At 65.7% G+C, this 17125-nt stretch carries 19 protein-coding genes; 8 read left to right on the plus strand and 11 right to left on the minus strand.

All coding sequences use genetic code 11. The features are described from left to right. Positions 1–212 precede the first annotated feature (212 nt). Together KUG43_RS01075 and KUG43_RS01080 are read left to right on the plus strand one after the other, a co-directional pair. Positions 213–752 (plus strand): hypothetical protein, encoded by a 540-nt coding sequence (locus tag KUG43_RS01075; protein ID WP_216905290.1) that lies wholly within the window; start codon positions 213–215, stop codon positions 750–752. A 35-nt stretch (positions 753–787) separates the two neighbouring features. Continuing rightward, positions 788–1402 (plus strand): hypothetical protein, encoded by a 615-nt coding sequence (locus KUG43_RS01080; RefSeq protein WP_216905291.1) that lies wholly within the window; start codon positions 788–790, stop codon positions 1400–1402. A gap of 69 nt (positions 1403–1471) precedes the next feature. On the opposite strand, the gene KUG43_RS01085 is transcribed toward KUG43_RS01080, so the two are convergent. The 9 genes from KUG43_RS01085 to KUG43_RS01130 all read right to left on the minus strand — a co-directional run bounded on the left by KUG43_RS01085 (position 1472) and on the right by KUG43_RS01130 (position 11153). After that, on the minus strand, positions 1472–2077 hold the full coding sequence (locus tag KUG43_RS01085) for an alpha/beta hydrolase (RefSeq protein ID WP_216905292.1): 606 nt from the start codon (positions 2075–2077) through the stop codon (positions 1472–1474). Positions 2078–2135: 58 nt separating this feature from the next. Next, positions 2136–3674, minus strand: a complete 1539-nt coding sequence (locus KUG43_RS01090) for an alpha/beta hydrolase family protein (RefSeq protein WP_216905293.1) — start codon at positions 3672–3674, stop codon at positions 2136–2138. A 66-nt stretch (positions 3675–3740) separates the two neighbouring features. Next, the gene (locus KUG43_RS01095) at positions 3741–4547 is read right to left on the minus strand and encodes a nitrate ABC transporter ATP-binding protein (RefSeq protein WP_216905294.1); all 807 of its coding nucleotides are present in this window, start codon (positions 4545–4547) and stop codon (positions 3741–3743) included. Between the two features lie 26 nt (positions 4548–4573). Next, entirely contained in the window at positions 4574–6571 is a 1998-nt protein-coding gene (locus KUG43_RS01100; RefSeq protein WP_216905295.1) for an ABC transporter ATP-binding/substrate-binding protein, read from the minus strand. Positions 6572–6577: 6 nt separating this feature from the next. After that, entirely contained in the window at positions 6578–6727 is a 150-nt protein-coding gene (locus KUG43_RS01105) for a hypothetical protein (RefSeq protein ID WP_216905296.1), read from the minus strand. A gap of 13 nt (positions 6728–6740) precedes the next feature. Next, entirely contained in the window at positions 6741–7589 is an 849-nt protein-coding gene (ntrB, locus tag KUG43_RS01110) for a nitrate ABC transporter permease (protein ID WP_216905297.1), read from the minus strand. Between the two features lie 120 nt (positions 7590–7709). Then, positions 7710–9050, minus strand: a complete 1341-nt coding sequence (locus KUG43_RS01115) for a CmpA/NrtA family ABC transporter substrate-binding protein (RefSeq protein ID WP_216905298.1) — start codon at positions 9048–9050, stop codon at positions 7710–7712. Positions 9051–9803: 753 nt separating this feature from the next. After that, on the minus strand, positions 9804–10445 hold the full coding sequence (locus tag KUG43_RS01125; RefSeq protein WP_216905299.1) for a Crp/Fnr family transcriptional regulator: 642 nt from the start codon (positions 10443–10445) through the stop codon (positions 9804–9806). A 282-nt stretch (positions 10446–10727) separates the two neighbouring features. Next, positions 10728–11153 (minus strand): thiol-disulfide oxidoreductase DCC family protein, encoded by a 426-nt coding sequence (locus KUG43_RS01130; protein ID WP_216905300.1) that lies wholly within the window; start codon positions 11151–11153, stop codon positions 10728–10730. Positions 11154–11274: 121 nt separating this feature from the next. Between KUG43_RS01130 and KUG43_RS01135 the strand changes: the two genes are divergently transcribed. Continuing rightward, positions 11275–12108, plus strand: a complete 834-nt coding sequence (locus tag KUG43_RS01135; protein WP_216905301.1) for a lysophospholipid acyltransferase family protein — start codon at positions 11275–11277, stop codon at positions 12106–12108. Here the strand turns inward: KUG43_RS01135 and KUG43_RS01140 are convergent. After that, positions 12099–12716 carry a hypothetical protein gene (locus tag KUG43_RS01140; protein ID WP_216905302.1) on the minus strand — a complete coding sequence of 206 codons (618 nt, stop codon included), beginning with the start codon at positions 12714–12716 and terminating at the stop codon, positions 12099–12101. The two genes, KUG43_RS01135 and KUG43_RS01140, sit on opposite strands and share 10 nt — an antisense overlap. A 152-nt stretch (positions 12717–12868) precedes the next feature. Between KUG43_RS01140 and KUG43_RS01145 the strand changes: the two genes are divergently transcribed. After that, positions 12869–13462, plus strand: coding sequence for a MarC family protein (locus tag KUG43_RS01145; protein WP_216905303.1), 594 nt, complete (start codon positions 12869–12871; stop codon positions 13460–13462). Positions 13463–13490: 28 nt separating this feature from the next. Here the strand turns inward: KUG43_RS01145 and KUG43_RS01150 are convergent, their stop codons facing one another. After that, complete coding sequence (locus KUG43_RS01150) at positions 13491–14006, minus strand: hypothetical protein (RefSeq protein WP_216905304.1); 516 nt, start codon at positions 14004–14006, stop codon at positions 13491–13493. A gap of 595 nt (positions 14007–14601) precedes the next feature. On the opposite strand from KUG43_RS01150, the gene KUG43_RS01155 reads away from it, so the two are divergent. The 4 genes from KUG43_RS01155 to KUG43_RS01170 all read left to right on the plus strand — a co-directional run bounded on the left by KUG43_RS01155 (position 14602) and on the right by KUG43_RS01170 (position 17115). Then, positions 14602–15243, plus strand: coding sequence for an esterase/lipase family protein (locus KUG43_RS01155; protein ID WP_216905305.1), 642 nt, complete (start codon positions 14602–14604; stop codon positions 15241–15243). 49 nt (positions 15244–15292) lie between these two features. Then, the gene (locus KUG43_RS01160; protein ID WP_216905306.1) at positions 15293–15853 is read left to right on the plus strand and encodes a methyltransferase family protein; all 561 of its coding nucleotides are present in this window, start codon (positions 15293–15295) and stop codon (positions 15851–15853) included. A 28-nt stretch (positions 15854–15881) separates the two neighbouring features. Further along, on the plus strand, positions 15882–16619 hold the full coding sequence (locus KUG43_RS01165) for a superoxide dismutase (protein ID WP_286194279.1): 738 nt from the start codon (positions 15882–15884) through the stop codon (positions 16617–16619). 79 nt (positions 16620–16698) lie between these two features. Beyond that, on the plus strand, positions 16699–17115 hold the full coding sequence (locus KUG43_RS01170) for a cupin domain-containing protein (RefSeq protein ID WP_216905307.1): 417 nt from the start codon (positions 16699–16701) through the stop codon (positions 17113–17115). Positions 17116–17125: the final 10 nt, after the last annotated feature.

Raw genomic sequence — 17125 nt, forward strand, 5'->3', positions numbered from 1 at the left:
CCGGCATGCGCACGGCAGTGACGGGGTCATCGGGAAGGAAGCGGTAGCGCATCGAGGAGGAGCGCCCTTATTGCGAACTGCTCGCAACCTAGACGCCTAAGGACCCCTTTTGCAAGCGATTCTCAATAGCAGCTGGCGATTGCGAAGCGGACATGCTGCTGGGCGGCAGGCCTTCCCTACCGTTGGTCTCGTGCTTTCCGAGGCGTTCTGCCGTGATCCCCGAGGCCCAGTGGTTGCTGGAGCAAGAGCGACGCAGCCGCCGGCAGGGCAGCGGTCTGGGCCAGGGGGCGCTGATCGGCTCCTGGCGACTCGAGCGGATCTGGAGCAAGGGCAGCCTGCGGCCCGCCGCGTTCGGTGCCGCCCTGCTGCGGGGGCTGGGGGCCCGCCTGCAGCTGGCGCCGGACGACAGGGCGGATGCAGGCGGCGAAACGATGCGGATGGTGAACAGTGTTCGCCTCGGTGCCCTGGAACTTCGTTTTGACGGGGTTGGCCGGCTGCAGGGCCGTCGTCCCCTTCTGGTCTTCAGCTTCGATCGCCTGCGGTTACTGCTGGGCGGTCGGGTGCTGATCGAACGTGCCCTGCCCCCGCCCGATCCGCTGCGCCGGCCATTCTTCGCCCTGATCGCCGCCGAACCCCCCGCCCCAGGCGAGCCGGATCCAGCAACTGGGACGTCCCAGGGGTGGCTGGCGGCCCGGGGACGGGGCGGCGGCCTGGCCCTGTGGCTGCTCGATGGTGGCGAAGCGACAAAATGAAGCTAGGCTTAAAGCAAGTTGAATAAACGATTGACATGGCGGCACCGCTCACGGCCCTGCAGGAATGGTTGCTCCGCCACGCCAGCGATGGCACCCCGGAGACCCTGCCGGGCAACATCCAGCGAGCCTTCGACGCTGATCAAGCCACCCTGTTGCCGGTGTTCGTGGCCCACGCCTGGCAGGAGCATCTCCATGCCGAGGTGTGCCGCGGGCTAAGGGAAGCCACGGATGCCGAGCAGCAGCGTCTGGAAGCCGCCTTCCATGCCCAGATCGGCCTGGGCGACGACCACGACGGCGACCTGGCGCTGCAGCTGGGACGGGCGGTGGACCGACGTCTCTCTGACTGCCACCATTACGTGCATCTGACGGCCCATCCGATGCCGGATGGCTTGCGCTGGTTTCGGCTCCAGATCACGGACAGCTCTGCCGCTCCCGGCGGCCTGGAGGAGAGAATCCAGGTCTGTGGCGTCGAGTCGGACTCCCAGGCGCGGGCGATCTGTGAGGCCATCCACGACGTGCTGGCGGCCCGTGGGGCCAGTGTGGACCAGGGTCTGTTCCACCTCGAAGGCCCCCAACTGGGGGCCCTGGTGGCCATCTTGAAGCGGCTGGCGCTGCCGCAACCCGAAGCCCAGATGGCCATGGCCGCTTAGCGGCAACCCTGCAGCGCAAGAGCGGCACCTCTGGTCTCCGCTGACGCTCGCACAGGCCTTCGACCCCCCTCAGGGCTGGGCCGGCGCCCCGGGAGGCTTCACCCGCTCAAGGTTGGCGCCCAGGTCCGATTCGAGAAATTCCTTGACGACGTTGCCCATGCCGCTGAGCCCCTGCAGGGCCGACTGCAGCGCCGGCAGGTTGATCGCCACGTCCTCGTTGGGATAGGCCCGCAGGAACCCCACGGCCGACAGGCTGCCCGAGCCGGTCTCGATTCCCAGGATCGTCGCTGAACGCAGGGCTACCATCCCCACCCCGGGAGCCTTGAGGGGGTAAATGATCACGGCCAGTTTCTCCAGGGCCGTTTCCCCGAAGCCGGTGCTCAGCAGCCGTGTGGTCAGCGCCAGCGGCAGCGTCACCCGGTGGTTCAGCAGCTTGCCGACTTCGGCGGGGTCCTTGCCGCCCAGGCGCAGGGCATCCCCCAGCAGGCCCACGGCCTCGCCCGTGCGGGCCAGCCGCTCCAGGTCGGCGACGGGGATCGAGCGGCGGAAGGCTCCGCTGACGAACACCACCTGCTCGGCCGCCTGGGCCGACGGGGCCGCCAGGGTCAGCAGGGCGGCCAGCCCGGCTCCGCCCCAGGCACGGAACGGTGGCGGATGGGGGGGCCGAGGCGACATCAATCAGGGGCGGGAGCCATGGAGGCCAAGTGTGGGTCAGATGGCGGCCCCTGACGGGTCAGGGGTTCCAACTCGGCAGCCGGCCGCTGACGTCGCTGAGGGACAGAACGTCATCCCCCCAGCCATTCGGGGGTAACAGCTCTGGGGCCCCCACGCCTGGAGCGACCCCGGGACCCGCGGCGAAGGCTCCGTTCACCCAGCCCAGCAGCAGACCCCGCAGGGGCCCTCCGCCCTGGTCGTAGGTGGAGCCCAGATTGAAGTGGTCCCCTCCCCCCGCCAGCACCAGCCGATGGCCGTGCTTCCCCAGACGGGCGATGCGGGCCATCGGTGCGATGGCTTCAGGGCCGGGTGGCACCACCCAGTCGCGGCTGCCGCTCACCAGCAGCACCCGACCCTGAAAGACAGGGGCGGCCTCGGCATCGAACAGGAGCGCCATCGGCGGACTCACCGCCACCACTGCCCTCACCCGCGGGTCGGCCAGGGCCGCCTGATCGGTGGCGCCCAGAAAGCTGCACTGCAACACCCAGCTGAGGTTGCGCTGGGGGTCCTGAAGATCGTTGCAGCGCTTCTGGAGGAGCTGGGAACGGGGACGGGCGCCCGCCAGCTGGAGAGCGGTGGTGGCCCCCCAGGACTGGCCCAGCACCACCACCGAACGGGTGTCCACCCCAGGCGGCAGCCCCAGCTGCCCCGCCGCCGCCGCATCGATCAGGGCGGAGATGTCGAGGGGCCGCAGGCGCAGCTCCGCCGGGCCGGGCGGAGGCACCTTTCCCGAGAGCATGGCCTGCTGCTGGGTCCGGTCGCTGCCGGGATGGCGGGGCAACAGAACGGTGTAGCCGTGGCTGGCCAGATGCCGCCCCCAGCCCTCGAAGCTCTCCGGCCCATCCCAGAGCCCGTGGGAGATCGCCACCAGCCGACCGGAGGCCTGCTGGGAGGGACGGATGACCACCACCTCCAGGGGCTGGGGCCGGTAGGTCACCGGCAGGTTCAGGGTGTCCCGCCGTACGGCAAGCGCACCTGATCCCGCCAGCGCGGGATCCGCTGTCGCCGGCGTCTGGCCTTCCAGCAGCTGAGTGGCGGTCCGCAGCTGGCTGTTCATCCGCTGGAGCAGAAACACGCCCTTGCCGACATCCACCGTGGCCGTGCGGCCAGGGATGGCCTGGAGCAACCCCAGCATCGTCAGGCCGCCTTGGACAGAGGCCCGGTCGAGGACCTGCAGCACGGTCTCACTCGACACATCGGCGGGCAGCCCGTCGACGCCACCGAGGGAGGAGAGCAACAGCAGCGCCTGCTGGGCCAGGGGTGAGGGGACCACCTGGCGGGCCACATCCAGGGTCTGCAGGGGCAGGGGGGCGTTGAAAAGTTCCACCATCCGTTGCCCGATGGCACCCTGGGTGGCCTGGTCAAGTTCGGCCAGGTCGCTGTTGCCGGCCAGCAGGCTGCGGGGATCGCGCAGTTCGGCCAGACGGATGGAGAAGGTGGTGTCCAGCAGGGGCAGCTTCAGCTCGATCTGCTCGAGGGCCAGCGCCGGAGAGGGAATAGCAAGGTTGGTGGCCAGGGCGAGGGCCACCTGGATCCGGGACGGAGATGTCCGCGTCAAGGGAGCAACCCCGCTGTCGGGGCCGCATCCTGGCAGAAATGAACGGCCCCGCCCCGCCTCCGGGCGTCATTCCATGTCGTCGTGGGCGAAGCGGTTGTAGAGGAAGTCGAGCGCGGTGTTGCGCAGCTCGTAGTACTTCGGGTCTTCCATGATGTCCTCCCGGTTGCGGGGCCGGGGGAAGTCGATGGGCATCACTTCGCCGATCGAGGCGGCCGGACCGTTGGTCATCATCACCAGCCGATCGGCCAGGAACAGGGCCTCGTCGATGTCGTGGGTGATCATCAGCACCGTGCATTTCTGGGTGTTCCAGATCTGCAGCAGCTCCTCCTGCAGCTCCTCCTTGGTGATCGCATCGAGGGCCCCGAAGGGCTCGTCGAGGATCAGCACCTCCGGGCGGATCGCCAGGGCGCGGGCAATGGCCACCCGCTGCTTCATGCCACCGGAGAGCTGGGTGATTTTCTTGTCACTGGCCTTGTACAGGCCCACCATCGCCAGGTGCTCCATGGCGACGTCGCGTTTCTCCCTGTCCGGAAGCTTTGGCTTCACCGAATCGATGGCCAGGTAGACGTTCTCGTAGGCCGTCATCCAGGGCAGCAGGGCGTAGCCCTGGAACACGACCATCCGATCGGGCCCGGGCTTCTCGATCGGCACGCCGTTCAGAAGCACCTGGCCCGAACTGGGCTTGGAGAAGCCCGAGACCATGTTCAGCAGCGTGGACTTGCCGCAGCCGGAATGGCCGATGACACAGATGAATTCCCCCTGCTCGACCTGCAGGTTGACGTTGTCCAGTACCGGATAGGGGCCGGTGGGGGTGGGGTAGACCTTGCCCAGGCCTTCGAAGCGCAGCAGGGGCTGGGTGGCGGTGGTGATCATGGGGGGAGGGGCGGACGTCGTTGAGATCAGGCGCTGATGGTGCGGGGCTGGCCGATGGGGATTTCGGCGATGCTGAAATCACGGTGCAGGGACACCTCGTTGAGGTACCCGATCGGGTCCTCGGGGTTGAAGGGGCGACCGTCGAACAGTTCGATGCCGCTGCGCTGATAGCTCACGTCCTCCAGGCCCAGTTCCCGGGCGGCGGTGCTGAACACCCCCACGCTGCAGACCCGCTCGAGGATCTCCACGTAGTTGCGCGGGAAGGGAATCTCGGCCCAGCGGGCCAGCTGGGTGAGGATCCAGAGGTGCTCGCTGCGGCTGGGACGGTTGAGCCCAGCTCCGAAGAACAGATGGTGCGGTTCGCCGTGGGGGGCGAAGGCATTGGAGTCGCCGGGTTGGCCGCTGAAGCGGATCAGGTCGGCCTTGATACCCAGGTAGCGCCGGTCGCTGAGCAGCTCACCCATCTCCTGCCAGTGGGCAGGGTCGGCGCAGTAGCGACAGGCCTCCAGCAGCGCCTTGGTGAGGGCGATGTGGGTGTTGGGATAGGCCAGAGCCCAGTCCTCGCGCGCCCCGAGCACCTTGCCGGGATGGCCCGACCAGATCTCCAGATCCCCCACGATTGGGACACCATGGCCGCTGCTGGCCGCCCGGAAGTTCCAGGGTTCGCCGATGCAGTAGCCGTCGATCGAGCCGTCCTTGAGGTCGGCGAGCATCTGGGCCGGCGGCAGGGTCTGCAGGTGCACGTCCTTGTCGGGGTCGATGCCGTTGGCCGCCAGCCAGTAGCGCAGCAGCAGGTTGTGCATCGAAGCGGGATGGACGATGCCGATCCGGTGCGGCTCCCGTTCATGGCTGCCCAGCCAGGCGCGGTAGTCCTCCACCGTGCTGACCCCCTGCTCCGCCAGCCGTTTGGCCAGCGTCACCTCGTTGCCGTTGCGGCTGATGGTGAGGGCCGACACGATCGGCAGCGGCGGGCCGCCATGGCCACCGGCCGTCATCCAGGTGGGCATGCCCGAGGGCATCATCGCCGCATCGAGGGTGTTATCCACCAGGCCGTCGACCACGCCACGCCAGCTCGTTTCCCGCACCAGCTGCACGTCGTCGAGGCCGTGCTTGGCGAAGAATCCTTTGGCCTCGGCCACCGCCATGGGCGCGCAGGCGGCCAGGGGGATGAAGCCCAGATCCAGGTTGACTTTCTCCAGGCCGTGGCGGGGCAGCACCTTGTGGGGGCGCGCTTGCCATTGCTTGACCCGCTTCTGGCGGTTGAGGAAGTAAATGATCTCCGAGCGCAGGCTGTAGTAGCTCGGGTGGTGCACCACGGTGAGCCGCGCCCGGGGCCGAGGGATATCCACTTCAAGGATGCCGCCGATCTTCGAACCCGGTCCGTTGGTGAGCATCACGATCCGGTCGGAGAGCAGCACCGCCTCATCCACGTCGTGGGTGACCATCACCGCGGTGAGCTCGTGTTCGTTGCAGATCTGCATCAGCTTCTCCTGCAGATTGCCCCGCGTCAGCGCATCGAGAGCACCGAACGGTTCATCCAGCAGCAGGAGCTTCGGCTTGATCGCCAGGGCGCGGGCAATCGATACCCGCTGACGCATGCCCCCCGAGAGCTGGGCGGGGAGCTTGGACGCGGCCGGGGTGAGTCCCACCATCTCCAGGTGTTCCTCGATGACGGAATCCCGTTCTGAGCGATCCAGGTCGGGCATCACTTCATCGACGGCCAGGGCGATGTTCTGGCGCACCGTGAGCCAGGGCAGCAGCGAATAGTTCTGGAACACGACCATCTTGTCGGGGCCGGGACGTTTCACTGCTTCTCCCTCAAGCAGAACGGTTCCACCGGTGGGGAGGTCCAGACCCGCGATCATGTTGAGCAGGGTGGACTTGCCGCAGCCGGAGTGGCCGATCAGGGAGATGAACTCTCCCTTTCGGATCTCCAGATCAATCCCCTTGAGAGCCAGGTAGTTGCCGCCTCCAGAGAGAGGGAAGTTCTTTTCGACGTTCTGGACGTCAACGAGTGCTGTCATGTGGGATCACTGTTGGGTGAGATAGAGGAAGCTGAAAGCCACGAGCATGGCGGTCATCAGCAGAAGGCGGGCCAGCAGAAATCGAATCACATTGCGTTTGTCATTCATCCATGCTTCGAGAGATCTGAAGACCTTGATCGGGTGAAGAAGAGTCATGGTTTCTGTCGAATCACTGACCGGCGGCGATGCGTGTCTGAAGCCAGACCATGAGACGATCGAGAATCAAGCCGATGGCTCCAATCCAGATCACACCCAGAACAATCTCACCGACATAGTTCTGCTGATAGGCATCCCAGATGAAGAAGCCGATGCCCACCGTCCCGGGCATGACGATTTCAGCGGCAATGATGGCCAACCAGGCCAGACCGATGGAAATACGCAAGCCGGTGAAGATGTAGGGAAGGGCGGAGGGGATCAACACCTTGGAAAAGAAGCGGCCCTTTGACATCTGCAGCACCAGGGCGACGTTGCGGTAGTCCTGGGGGATCTGGCGAACCCCTTCGGCCGTGTTGATCAGAATGGGCCAAACAGCCGTGATGAAGATCACGAAGATGGCAGCAGGCTGGTTCTTCTGGAACACCACCAGGGCGATCGGAACCCAGGCCAAAGGTGCGACCATGCGCAGGAACTGGAACAGCGGGTCGAAGGCACGATTGAGGGTCGGTTTCAGGCCCACCGTGATCCCCACGGCAATCCCCACGAGAGCGGCGATGGTGTAGCCCTGGGCCACACGCCCGAGGCTGGCGAAGGTTTGCCAGAACAGGCCTTTATCCAGACCTCCACGATCGAAGAACGGATAGAAAATCAGGATGCGGGTGCGCTCTTCGGTGAACAGGCTGCTGGGCGATGGCAGGCGGGTGACCCCGAAGGCGGAGGTGAGTTGCCAGATCAGCAGAAAGCCACCGATGCCGAGCAGGGGCGGCAGCCAGTTGCCCTGGTTGCGCAGCAGCCATGTCAGGGGGTTGATGGCGCTGGTCTTGCGTGGCGACGAAAGTCCGTCGTTGGGACTGGTAACCATGGAATTGTTCTCCTGGAAGGGAAGGAAAGATGGGAAAGATTGGCTCGGAAAGATCGGACCAGGGATGGTGTGCGATGGCCCCATGAACCTCACACACCATCTGGGTCCTGGTTCTGCAGATCAGCGCTTGATCTTCACGCTGTCGAGGTAGGCCTGGGGTTTTTCCGGGTCATAGACGACACCGTCGAAGAAGGTCTCCTTGCCGCGGCTGGATGTGGTGGGGATGTCGGCGGCTGGCAGGCCCAGTTCCTGGGCCGCCTGGCGCCAGAGATCTTCGCGAGTGACCTTGTCATTGATGGCCTTGGCTTGCTCGATGCTGCCGACGGTGTCGGGGTAGAACTTCCAGCGCATCGACTCCAGCAGGAACCACAGGGTGAGGCTCTTGTAGGGGTAGGAAATCACCCCACGATCGCTGTTCCAGTACAGCGGAGCATTCTTGGGATCCGTTTCCGGCGTGGGTGTGGTTCCCGGCTTGTAGCCACCCTTGAGGGCCAGCTCAAGAACGGGTTGGGGGATGTTGTACCACTTGCGCGAGGAGAGGATCTTGGCGGCCTCGATCTTGTTCTCCGGCTTGTCGAGCCACTGCTGGGCTTCGATCACACCCTTGATCAAGGCGATGGTGGCCTTGGGATTCTTGTCAACCCAGTCGGCGCGCACGGCCAGGAATTCTTCCGGGTGCACCGGCCAGAGGTAGGCCGTGGTGGTGGCCAGGTAGCCGATCTTGTCGTTCACCACCCGGGTGGGCCACGGATCGCCGGTGCTGAACAGTTCCATCGTGCCGTTCCGCATGCCCTGGACGGTTTCGGTCGAAGGAACCGTCAGGAGTTCCACGTCCTTGTCGGGATCGATGCCTCCGGCGGCCAGCCAGTAGCGGATCCACATGTCCTGGTTGGCTTTCGGGAAGGTGTAGGCGGCGCGGAACTTGCGCTTCTCCGTCTGCGGAAAGTCTTTGATGAAGGAGGCGGCTGGCTTGAGGTCGGTGCCGAGATTGGCGTCCTTGACGCTGTTGGAGGCGGCGAGCCCTTGGCCCTGGCTCATCAGCATGGCCAGGATGTACATCGGCACCTTCTTGCCGTCGGTGATCGCCCCCTCGCTGATCATCTGGGGCATGGGCAGCTGCCACTGGCCACCCTCAATGCCACCGCCGGCGGTTCCCAGCACGACGTTGTCCCGGGCGGCGGGCCAGCTGGCCTGCTTGCTGAGATTGACCTCCAGCCCGTGCCTGGCGAAGAAGCCCTTCTCGACGCCGATCACAAGGGGAGCGGCTTCCAGGATGGGGATGAATCCGAGGCTGACGGTCTTGACCTCCAGATCGGTATTGCCCGCAGCAGGTGCCTGGCTGGTGGGGGCCGAGCCGCCTGCGTCAGTGCTGGTGGGCGGGTTGCCCAGGCAACCGGCAAGAACGATGGTGGAGGTGAGGGCTCCACCGACGAGGGCGAGGAAACGACGTCGCTTGGTCATGGTGATGGGATCTGGCGAAAGGGGGAATAATCAGAAGACTGTGGCGAAGGAGATCAAAGTCTCAGTTGGTTAATCCTGGCAGTGACATCAGTCTGAAGGGTTTGAATAGGCTCCGTTATCTGTGCAGGACGAGGAGGTAATCCGTGGACAGTCAGAGGGCTGTTGAAGATCCCCCATTTGGGGTCCGGCAAAGTTAGTGGCTGGATGATGTGGCTGGGAAACAAGATGAATCAGTCTTTTCAATTGCCTTGATCAGGCTGTCTGATTAATGACGAGAATGCCTGTAAGGAAGATGCACCAGCCGGGCGTATCAGGGCCCAGCATGTTCAGTGGCCTGACGCATTCTGGCTGACATCTGAGCTTCAGGATCAACGCCGGCAAAGGTGGGTGACAGCCACACTCTCACCACCATCAGCAGGACCATCGTGACAAGAAAAAGGCGGACGGCAAGGATCTGATGCCACTCACTCTCAAGCACGCCGCAGACGATGTCTTCCCAGGATCGATACGCGTTGTTTCTGTAAACAGATGATCAGCAGGCGGAACAACTACACCAGGATCAGGAAGAAGAGGATGTCTGCGGTGACTTCATGGAACTCCGAGGACGAGAGCAGGGCCGTGAAGGTGCGCTTCAACTGGAGCACCATGACCGCAAACAGGCCCAAGGTGAGGGAAATGACAATCAGATCTTGAACAGCTTCCAGGGACTGGACGATCTGGAAGCGTCTGAGCTACTGATGCCAGGGGACGGTGTCAAGGCGTTCGGATACCGGCGTTCTGGTGCGCGGGTGGTTCATGGCGAAGGGTTCTCGGGAAAGGAAGCGAAGCCGAGGAAAGGGGTCCGGGGTCGCGTGGCACCAGCAGATCGGCCTCACTGACTCGCACCACCAATCCCTGACTGCGGAAGCGCGTCAGTGCCTTGGTGACCGTGACCCTGGTCATGCCGGCGATGTCGGCCAGGTGACGGTGGGTCAGGTTCATGTCCTCGAGGGAGAGGGTGGTGCCACTGCTGCTGATCCGCCCGAAGCGTCCGCCGATCCAACGCAGCAGGTGCAGCAGGCGTGCCTCCGCGGGCCTGATGCGGTGGATCTGCAGCAGCTGGGTGGTCTGGGTGATCTGATCGCGGAGGAAATCGAGGACGTCGCTCTCGCTGGGATGGTGCTCTTCCACCGACACCCGGGCGAGGGAGATGAGCTCGTAAGGGGTGACGCCACAACCCGTGGGTGTGATCAGATCGCCTGGACCCCAGATTCCGAGGGTGATGGATTCACCTTCCACATTCCAGGTGTTGGCGCGGATGTAGCCATCATCGATGCGCCAGCTGATATCCGGCGGCAGATGATCATCGGAGCGAAGGGTCAGGCGCAGCGGACGGGCGGGCATGGCGATCGTCATGGCACGAGGGCAGGCATGGCGTCAGAGTCCTTCTGTTGGGGGAAAACCTCAGAAGAGGCTCGTGTTGAAGTCCGGGAACGTTAATGACCAGTTTCAGCTGGTGGGTGGGGGCATCGGGCAGCATTGCCAATCCGCCTGATAAGCCCCGGTGATTTGATGGTGCTGACCGCCCGTGCAGGCCTGTCCCAGCTTGCCTCCGAGCCGGCTAAGCCGCCAAGACGCTTTGCCTTCTTTGCCATTGGGAAAGAACGCTGTTCTTCCGGAATCGCCCGGCGCGGCCCTTCAGACCTCCAGCGTCTGAATGGTGGCTGTTTTGGAGAGATTGCAACGGCCCAGGCAGAGCACCTCCATCGACGGCCGGCCCGTGATGGCCAGCCGCCAGCGGGCCCAGAGTCCGTAAACCGCGTCCACCAGTGGCCGCAGCAGGGGCCAGCGGGTGGGGGCATAGAGCCAGCCCAGCCCCACCAGCCCATAGGCCTGGCGGAACACCTCCACATCTCTGATCACTTCACCGTCGGCGCGCAGGGCGTGCATGCGGCCCATGGCGTCGGCGTAGGTGATGCCGCCGTATCGTGCCGGGTCGTAGGCGGGGTCGTCCACGTCCACGAAGGCCAGGCGGCCCCGCTCAGCATCGCGACGGCGCAGGATCTTGACTTCCCGCAGGCACAGGGGGCAGCCGCCATCGAACAGCAGGGTGAGTTCGGCCATGGGGCAGACGGCAGGAACCGGGTGCAGCGACGGGCTGCAGGCACCGATCAACCCTAGAAAGGGCATCCCGCTGGTCGGGGCCCGCCGGGTCGCCAGACTCCAGCCCACTGTCCTTCCGTCCATGCCCGTATCCCGCCAGGCCGCGCTGCACCGCTGGCAACGCCGGGATCCGCAGTTGATCCAGCGGCTGATGCCCTTCTGGGGCTGGCTCTACCACCATTACTTCCGTGTCGTTTCAGATGGCTGGGAGCACATCCCCGCCACGGACCCCGTGCTGTTCGTGGGCACCCACAACGGCGGCCTGGCGGCGCCCGACATGCACATGGTCATGTACGACTGGTTCCGCCGATTTGGCCTGGAGCGCCGGGTGCTGGGGCTGGCCCACCCCAAGGTGTGGCTGGGCTATCCGCCGCTGGCGGATCTGGCCTCCCGCACCGGGGCCATTCCTTACCATCCGCGCCTGGCCCTGGCGGCCCTGGAAGAGGGCCACAGCCTGCTGGTGTATCCCGGTGGCGGTCAGGACACCTTCCGCCCCCACCGGGACCGGGGCCGCATCCATTTCGCCGGCCGCACCGGCTTCCTGCGCCTGGCGATCTGGCATGGGCTGCCGATCGTTCCTGTGATCTCCTGGGGCGCCCACGACACCCTGGTGGTGCTCGAAGACTTCTATCCCCAGTTCCGGGCCCTGCACGAGCGGGGGATGCCCTGGTTGTTCGGCATCGATCCGGAGGTGATGCCCCTCTACCTGGACCTCCCCTGGGGCCTGGCCCTGGGGCCCCTGCTCAACCTGCCCCTGCCGGTGCGGATCCGCACGCGGGTGTGCCCGCCGATCCGTTTCGAGCGCAACGGCCATGCCGCCAGCCGCGACCGGGCCTATGTGCAGCAGTGCTACCGGCAGGTGACCCACACCATGCAGCAGGCGCTGGATCGGCTGGCCGTCGAGGCTCAGCGGTAACGGGAGGGTGACCCGAAGGACTGGGAGGGAATCGCCTGGGGAGATGGTCCACTGCCGAGGCGCTGAGGCAGGCCATCCCGCTGCCGTTGCAGTTCGGCGAGCGAACGGGTTTCACCCATGGCCAGGCCTGTCAGCACCGCCAGTTCCTGCTTCAGCTGGTTGGCGGGCCTTGGATTGACGAAGCGGAAGTTGAGCGTCGTTTTGTCGCCGCCGCTGTCGTAGCCCACCACCGAAAAATGCAGATCGGCGGTCTTGCCGGCCTTGGATCCGGCAAGGGCGCCGCCCACCATGCCCCCCACCAGACCGATCGGGCCCAGCAGCAGGCCACCGGCGATGGCCCCGGCGGTGCCGCCACCCACGGCTCCCACGGTGCCGTTGGTGCTGTCATAGGTCTCCTGTCCGCCGGCATACCAGCGGGCGATCCGGCCGATGGGGATGAAGCTGGTCCGGTCCCCGATGCCGTTGGCATCGAGGTTGATGCTGCAGGGGTTGTTGCCGCAGAGAGCTTGGTAGGTGGTGGCCGTCGCCGGGGCGGGAAGCAGCAGGGCCAGGAGCAACGGAGCTGCCTGGGTGGTGCGCCGTCGCAGTCGGGCTCGAGTGACGGTCATGGATCGAGCGTTGAGGGCCCCGTCAGTCAATCGGCGCTCGTCAGCGCTGCAATGGGGCCGGAGCCATGGGGTGATGACCAGATGTGTCCGGTGTGCCGATGGGCCACGGCTCCGATGATGGTCATCGAATTCCCGGTGCCCCCGGGGCCGCCATGTCCCTGATCAATACGGCCGTCGGCCTGCTGGCGATCAGCTCGCCCATCGGTCTGCTGCCGGTGGTGGTGCAGGCGGGTCGGGGCAATCCCGTCCGCATCCGACGGATCAGCCGCCTGGCGGTGCTCACCTTTCTCTGTGCCCTGATCGCCGCCTGCTGGTGGGGTCAGGCCCTGCTCGACCTGTTCGGCATCACCCTGGAGGCGTTCCGGGTGGCCGGCGGGCTGATCCTGCTGCCCATCGGCCTGCGCCTGATCGATGGGCGCGAAGTGAGCCATGGTTCGCTGGACGGGACCGAAGACAGCGCCGGCGTGGTGCCGATCGGCCTGCCCCTGCTGGCGGGCCCCGGTGCCATCTCCCTGGTGGTGGCCGATGCCCCGTCGGCCTGGCAGGGTAAGGCGGCCCTGAGCGCCGTGATCGGCCTGCTGGCGATCATTATCTATCTGTTGTTGATCGCTTCGATGCCCCTGCGTCAGGCCCTCGGGGAACTGCAGGAGAAGGTGATCAGCCGGCTGATGGGCCTGCTGCTGAGTGCCATCGCCGTCCAGATGCTCGTCAGTGGCCTGCGGGGATGTTTTCCTGTGCTGGCCTGAACGGCCGGGGGCTTTTCTGCGGCGCCGATCAGAGACAGCCGAGCCTGGGTGGTGTCGGCGGCCCCTCAAAGGGATCGATCGCCAGCTCCCGATCCAGGAGGCTGAAGATGTCCTGGATCACGGCCGCTCGGGTGGCCACCCACAGAAAGCCCTCCAGGGGGGCGGCCTGAAGGGGGTCCCACAGGCAGAACTGGGGATGCTGCCGGTACATGCGGGTGGCCAGGGGCAGCAGGAAGCGGGTTTTCGGGAACTGGTCCTCGCCGTGGTCGAAGGTGACGACGATGGCGAATTCCAGTTCGCCCCTGGGGGTGTACCGGTCGATCCGTGTCTCACCTTCGGAACCGGGAAAGGGCGAGAGCCGGTACTCCACATAGCGGCGGTGGAAGGGGTTCTTCTGCTCCTTCCAGGTTTTCGCGTCCACCCCCAACTCCGTTGCCAGCTCGGTGAGCAACAGATAGGAGTGGGTGCGGAGGGAGTCCTGGAGCTCGTCGGTCCTGCTGCTCTGGATCCGCCACCGTTCCGCCAGCGCGTCGTAGCGGTTCATCTGGGGCGGCTCATCCAAGTTTTCCTCTCGCTCTCAGCTTATCTGCGGCCAGAGCGCTGGCCAGGGAGGCTCTCAAGGACGGGCCGGGGGCTGGTGTCGGGGCTCGTCAACCCCCCAAAGCCCTGTCAGCGTTTGAATCCTGACCGTCCTGTCCGATCGCGGCACTGCTGCAGCAGCAATGCCGCGCCCACCACAGCCATGAGCGATGACTTGGTGTATTCTTAAGAGGCAGTGAAGCAACCGTCATGGATCCTGTAAGCCCGGTAGCCCAGCTAACGGTTGCCGCGATCAGCGGAGCGGCCTTTCTGGTCTCCATGCTCGTCATCCCCTTTCCCGAGTCCAAGGCAGATCCATCTGCGGGCATCCATTCGCCCCATACCACCATCCACTCCGTGGACGCCGCCGTCTCTCCAGCGATCAAATAAGGCTCAGCCATCAGCGACCGGTTCCATCCATTCATCTGACGTTGTCAGTCGTGAGCCCCTGAAGGCGGCCCTTCTGACAACCCGTGCAAGCCGCGTCTGAGCACCGGCGATGCGCCCAAGTCCGCCAAACACTTCGAGCCAGCCAGTTCCCTGCCACTCTCCATCGCAGGATGGAGAGTGTGCCGCTGGCCGCCACCATTCCTTCCTACCGGGAACAGCCCAACAGGCCCCCTCTGGTTCTTGTTCACGGGCTGTTTGACACCCCGAGGGTGTTTGACCACCTGCTGCGAGGCTTGAACGGCAGACGAGAGCCTCTCCTCCTGCCTGCGTTGCCGCTGCGCTTCGGCATCGCGCCGATCCAGACGTCGGCCCAGCGGCTCGCCGGCCACATCGAGGCGGCGTTCGGGGCGCGTGAGCCCATCGACATCCTGGGTTTTTCCATGGGTGGCGTCATCGCCCGCACCTGGATCCAGCAGATGGGTGGCCATGCCCGCACCCGCCGCTTCCTCAGCCTTGGCAGCCCCCAGCAGGGCACCCTGACGGCCCAGCCCTGGCCCCGCTGGCCCCTGGCCGGCATCGCCGACCTCAAGCTGGGCAGCGCCCTGCTGCGCCAGCTCAACGCCGATCTCTCCCCCCTGCGGGATATCGACTGCTGCAGCTATGGCACCGCTTGCGATCTGATGGTGCTGCCGGGCTGGCATGGGGTGCTGCCGATCGGGCCGCGGCGGATGCTGCCGGTCTGGAGCCACCAGCAGTTGCTGCGCCACCCGGCGGCGCTTGATCCTTTGGTGGAGGACTTGCTGCGCCCATAAGGCCGATCCCGGCCCAGCATGGAGTTGGACGCCGATCTGTGAGGTCACCATGCCGAACGCCCTGGCCACACGGCTCAGCGCCTGGGGGTTCTCCTGGGCCGGCCTGCGCGACAACCGCCGTGGTGAGTGGTGGCTGATCGCCCAGATGGCTCTGATCCTGGCCCATCTGCTGCCGGCCAGCCCCTCCCCAGCCTCGCTGGGTCTGAACTGGCCGCTGGCGCTGCGGCTCGTTGGTCTGGCGTTGTTCGCCATCGGTCTGGTGCTGGCCGCCCAGGGCGCCCTGAATCTGGGCGCCAGCCTCAGCCCCCTGCCCGAACCGATGCCCGAGGCCGTTCTGGTGACCACCGGCGCCTACGCCCGCTGCCGCCATCCGCTGTACCAGTCGGTGATCCTCTGCTCGCTGGGCGTCACCGTGGCCCTGGGCAGCCTGCTGCATCTGGCCCTGTTGCTGGGCCTGGTCGTGGTGCTGGGGTTCAAGGCACGGCGGGAGGAGACCGGCCTCTGCAACCTTCATCCCCAGTACGAGGCCTACCGCGCCTCGACTCCGGCGATCCTGCCGGGCCTGCCCTGGCTGGACTGGCGTTCGGCTTTCCCCGGCAGTGCCGTTTAGAAACGAATCAGATGTTCCCGCCGTGCCCATGGCCCTGCTGTCGTTGTTCCGATTCATGAGGGCTTGTTGCCTCGCTGGACTGGTGGGACTGGCGGTGTTCATCGCCGGAGCCGCCCCGGCGCTCGCGGCCTTCGTGCTGCCGCCGTTGCCCTACCCGGCCGAGGCGTTGGCCCCGTCGATCGATGCCACCACGATGACGATCCACCACGACCGCCACCACGGCGCCTACGTGGCGAACCTCAATGCCCGGATCGCCGACCATCCCGAGCTCGAGCAGTTGTCGCTGGAGGACCTGCAGGGCCGAATCTCCCGGTACCCGGCCGCCGTTCGCAACAACGGCGGCGGCCACTACAACCACTCCCTCTTCTGGCGGGTGATGGCACCTCCCGGCCAAGGGGGAACCCCATCGCCGCAGCTGCAGGCGGCGATCACGGCGGCTTTCGATTCCCCCGAAGCGCTGCAGCAGCGTTTCGCCCAGGCGGCGGCCGACCGCTTCGGTTCGGGCTGGGCCTGGCTGATCCGGCGACCCGACGGCAGCCTGGCGATCACCAGCACCGCCAACCAGGACAACCCGCTGATGGATCTGCCGGGCATCGAGCGGGGCGTGCCCCTGCTGGGACTGGATGTGTGGGAGCACGCCTACTACCTCGACTACCAGAACCGCCGGCCGGACTACATCGCCGCCTGGTGGTCGCTGGTGAACTGGAACGAGGTGAACCGGCGTTTCGCCGAAGGGCTTGATGCGAGCGGCGCCAGTAAATCCTGACAGCCCCACCTGTCGGTAGCCGATACGACGATCACCCGGAAAAACAGTCGCGAAAGTTAATCATATTGCTGCGATTGTCATGGCCCTCTCCCGCAACGTCGAACTGCTTCCCATGGAGCGTTCGCTGCACGGCGAGGCGGTGTTCTCCGCCCCCCGCGCCAGCGATGAAACCCTGATCGCCGAGATCGGCAGCGGCGATTCCTTTGAACTCTTCTGCCACCGCTTCCAGACCGATCAGCTGCTCGTGCTGCGCGGATCGATCGATCTGGTGGTGCTGCAGAACCGCCAGCTACGCCGCATCACGCTGCGGGAGGACGAAGGCCTCTGGGTCCGCATTCCCCCCGGGGTGCCCCATGGCGCCATCAACAGGGGCCGAATCCCCGCCCTGCTGGTCAATGCGGTGCTGCGCCACGGCCCCAGTGATCCGCGCGACTACCGGCCCCTGCCGGTGCCGCACCAGCTACGCAGCCAGTGGCGCCGTCTGGCGGTGGCCTAGCCAGCTCGGA

It is taken from the genome of Synechococcus sp. CCY 0621 (assembly GCF_019038465.1).
Classification (GTDB): Bacteria; Cyanobacteriota; Cyanobacteriia; order PCC-6307; family Cyanobiaceae; genus Cyanobium.

Coding starts and splice junctions, on each gene's coding strand:
- KUG43_RS01080 (WP_216905291.1), top strand. CDS start 788: ATGGCGGCACCGCTCACGGCCCTGCAGGAATGGTTGCTCCGCCACGCC.
- KUG43_RS01085 (WP_216905292.1), bottom strand. CDS start 2,077: ATGTCGCCTCGGCCCCCCCATCCGCCACCGTTCCGTGCCTGGGGCGGA.
- KUG43_RS01095 (WP_216905294.1), bottom strand. CDS start 4,547: ATGATCACCACCGCCACCCAGCCCCTGCTGCGCTTCGAAGGCCTGGGC.
- KUG43_RS01100 (WP_216905295.1), bottom strand. CDS start 6,571: ATGACAGCACTCGTTGACGTCCAGAACGTCGAAAAGAACTTCCCTCTC.
- KUG43_RS01105 (WP_216905296.1), bottom strand. CDS start 6,727: ATGACTCTTCTTCACCCGATCAAGGTCTTCAGATCTCTCGAAGCATGG.
- ntrB (WP_216905297.1), bottom strand. CDS start 7,589: ATGGTTACCAGTCCCAACGACGGACTTTCGTCGCCACGCAAGACCAGC.
- KUG43_RS01115 (WP_216905298.1), bottom strand. CDS start 9,050: ATGACCAAGCGACGTCGTTTCCTCGCCCTCGTCGGTGGAGCCCTCACC.
- KUG43_RS01125 (WP_216905299.1), bottom strand. CDS start 10,445: ATGACGATCGCCATGCCCGCCCGTCCGCTGCGCCTGACCCTTCGCTCC.
- KUG43_RS01130 (WP_216905300.1), bottom strand. CDS start 11,153: ATGGCCGAACTCACCCTGCTGTTCGATGGCGGCTGCCCCCTGTGCCTG.
- KUG43_RS01135 (WP_216905301.1), top strand. CDS start 11,275: ATGCCCGTATCCCGCCAGGCCGCGCTGCACCGCTGGCAACGCCGGGAT.
- KUG43_RS01140 (WP_216905302.1), bottom strand. CDS start 12,716: ATGACCGTCACTCGAGCCCGACTGCGACGGCGCACCACCCAGGCAGCT.
- KUG43_RS01145 (WP_216905303.1), top strand. CDS start 12,869: ATGTCCCTGATCAATACGGCCGTCGGCCTGCTGGCGATCAGCTCGCCC.
- KUG43_RS01150 (WP_216905304.1), bottom strand. CDS start 14,006: ATGAACCGCTACGACGCGCTGGCGGAACGGTGGCGGATCCAGAGCAGC.
- KUG43_RS01155 (WP_216905305.1), top strand. CDS start 14,602: ATGGAGAGTGTGCCGCTGGCCGCCACCATTCCTTCCTACCGGGAACAG.
- KUG43_RS01160 (WP_216905306.1), top strand. CDS start 15,293: ATGCCGAACGCCCTGGCCACACGGCTCAGCGCCTGGGGGTTCTCCTGG.
- KUG43_RS01165 (WP_286194279.1), top strand. CDS start 15,882: ATGGCCCTGCTGTCGTTGTTCCGATTCATGAGGGCTTGTTGCCTCGCT.
- KUG43_RS01170 (WP_216905307.1), top strand. CDS start 16,699: ATGGCCCTCTCCCGCAACGTCGAACTGCTTCCCATGGAGCGTTCGCTG.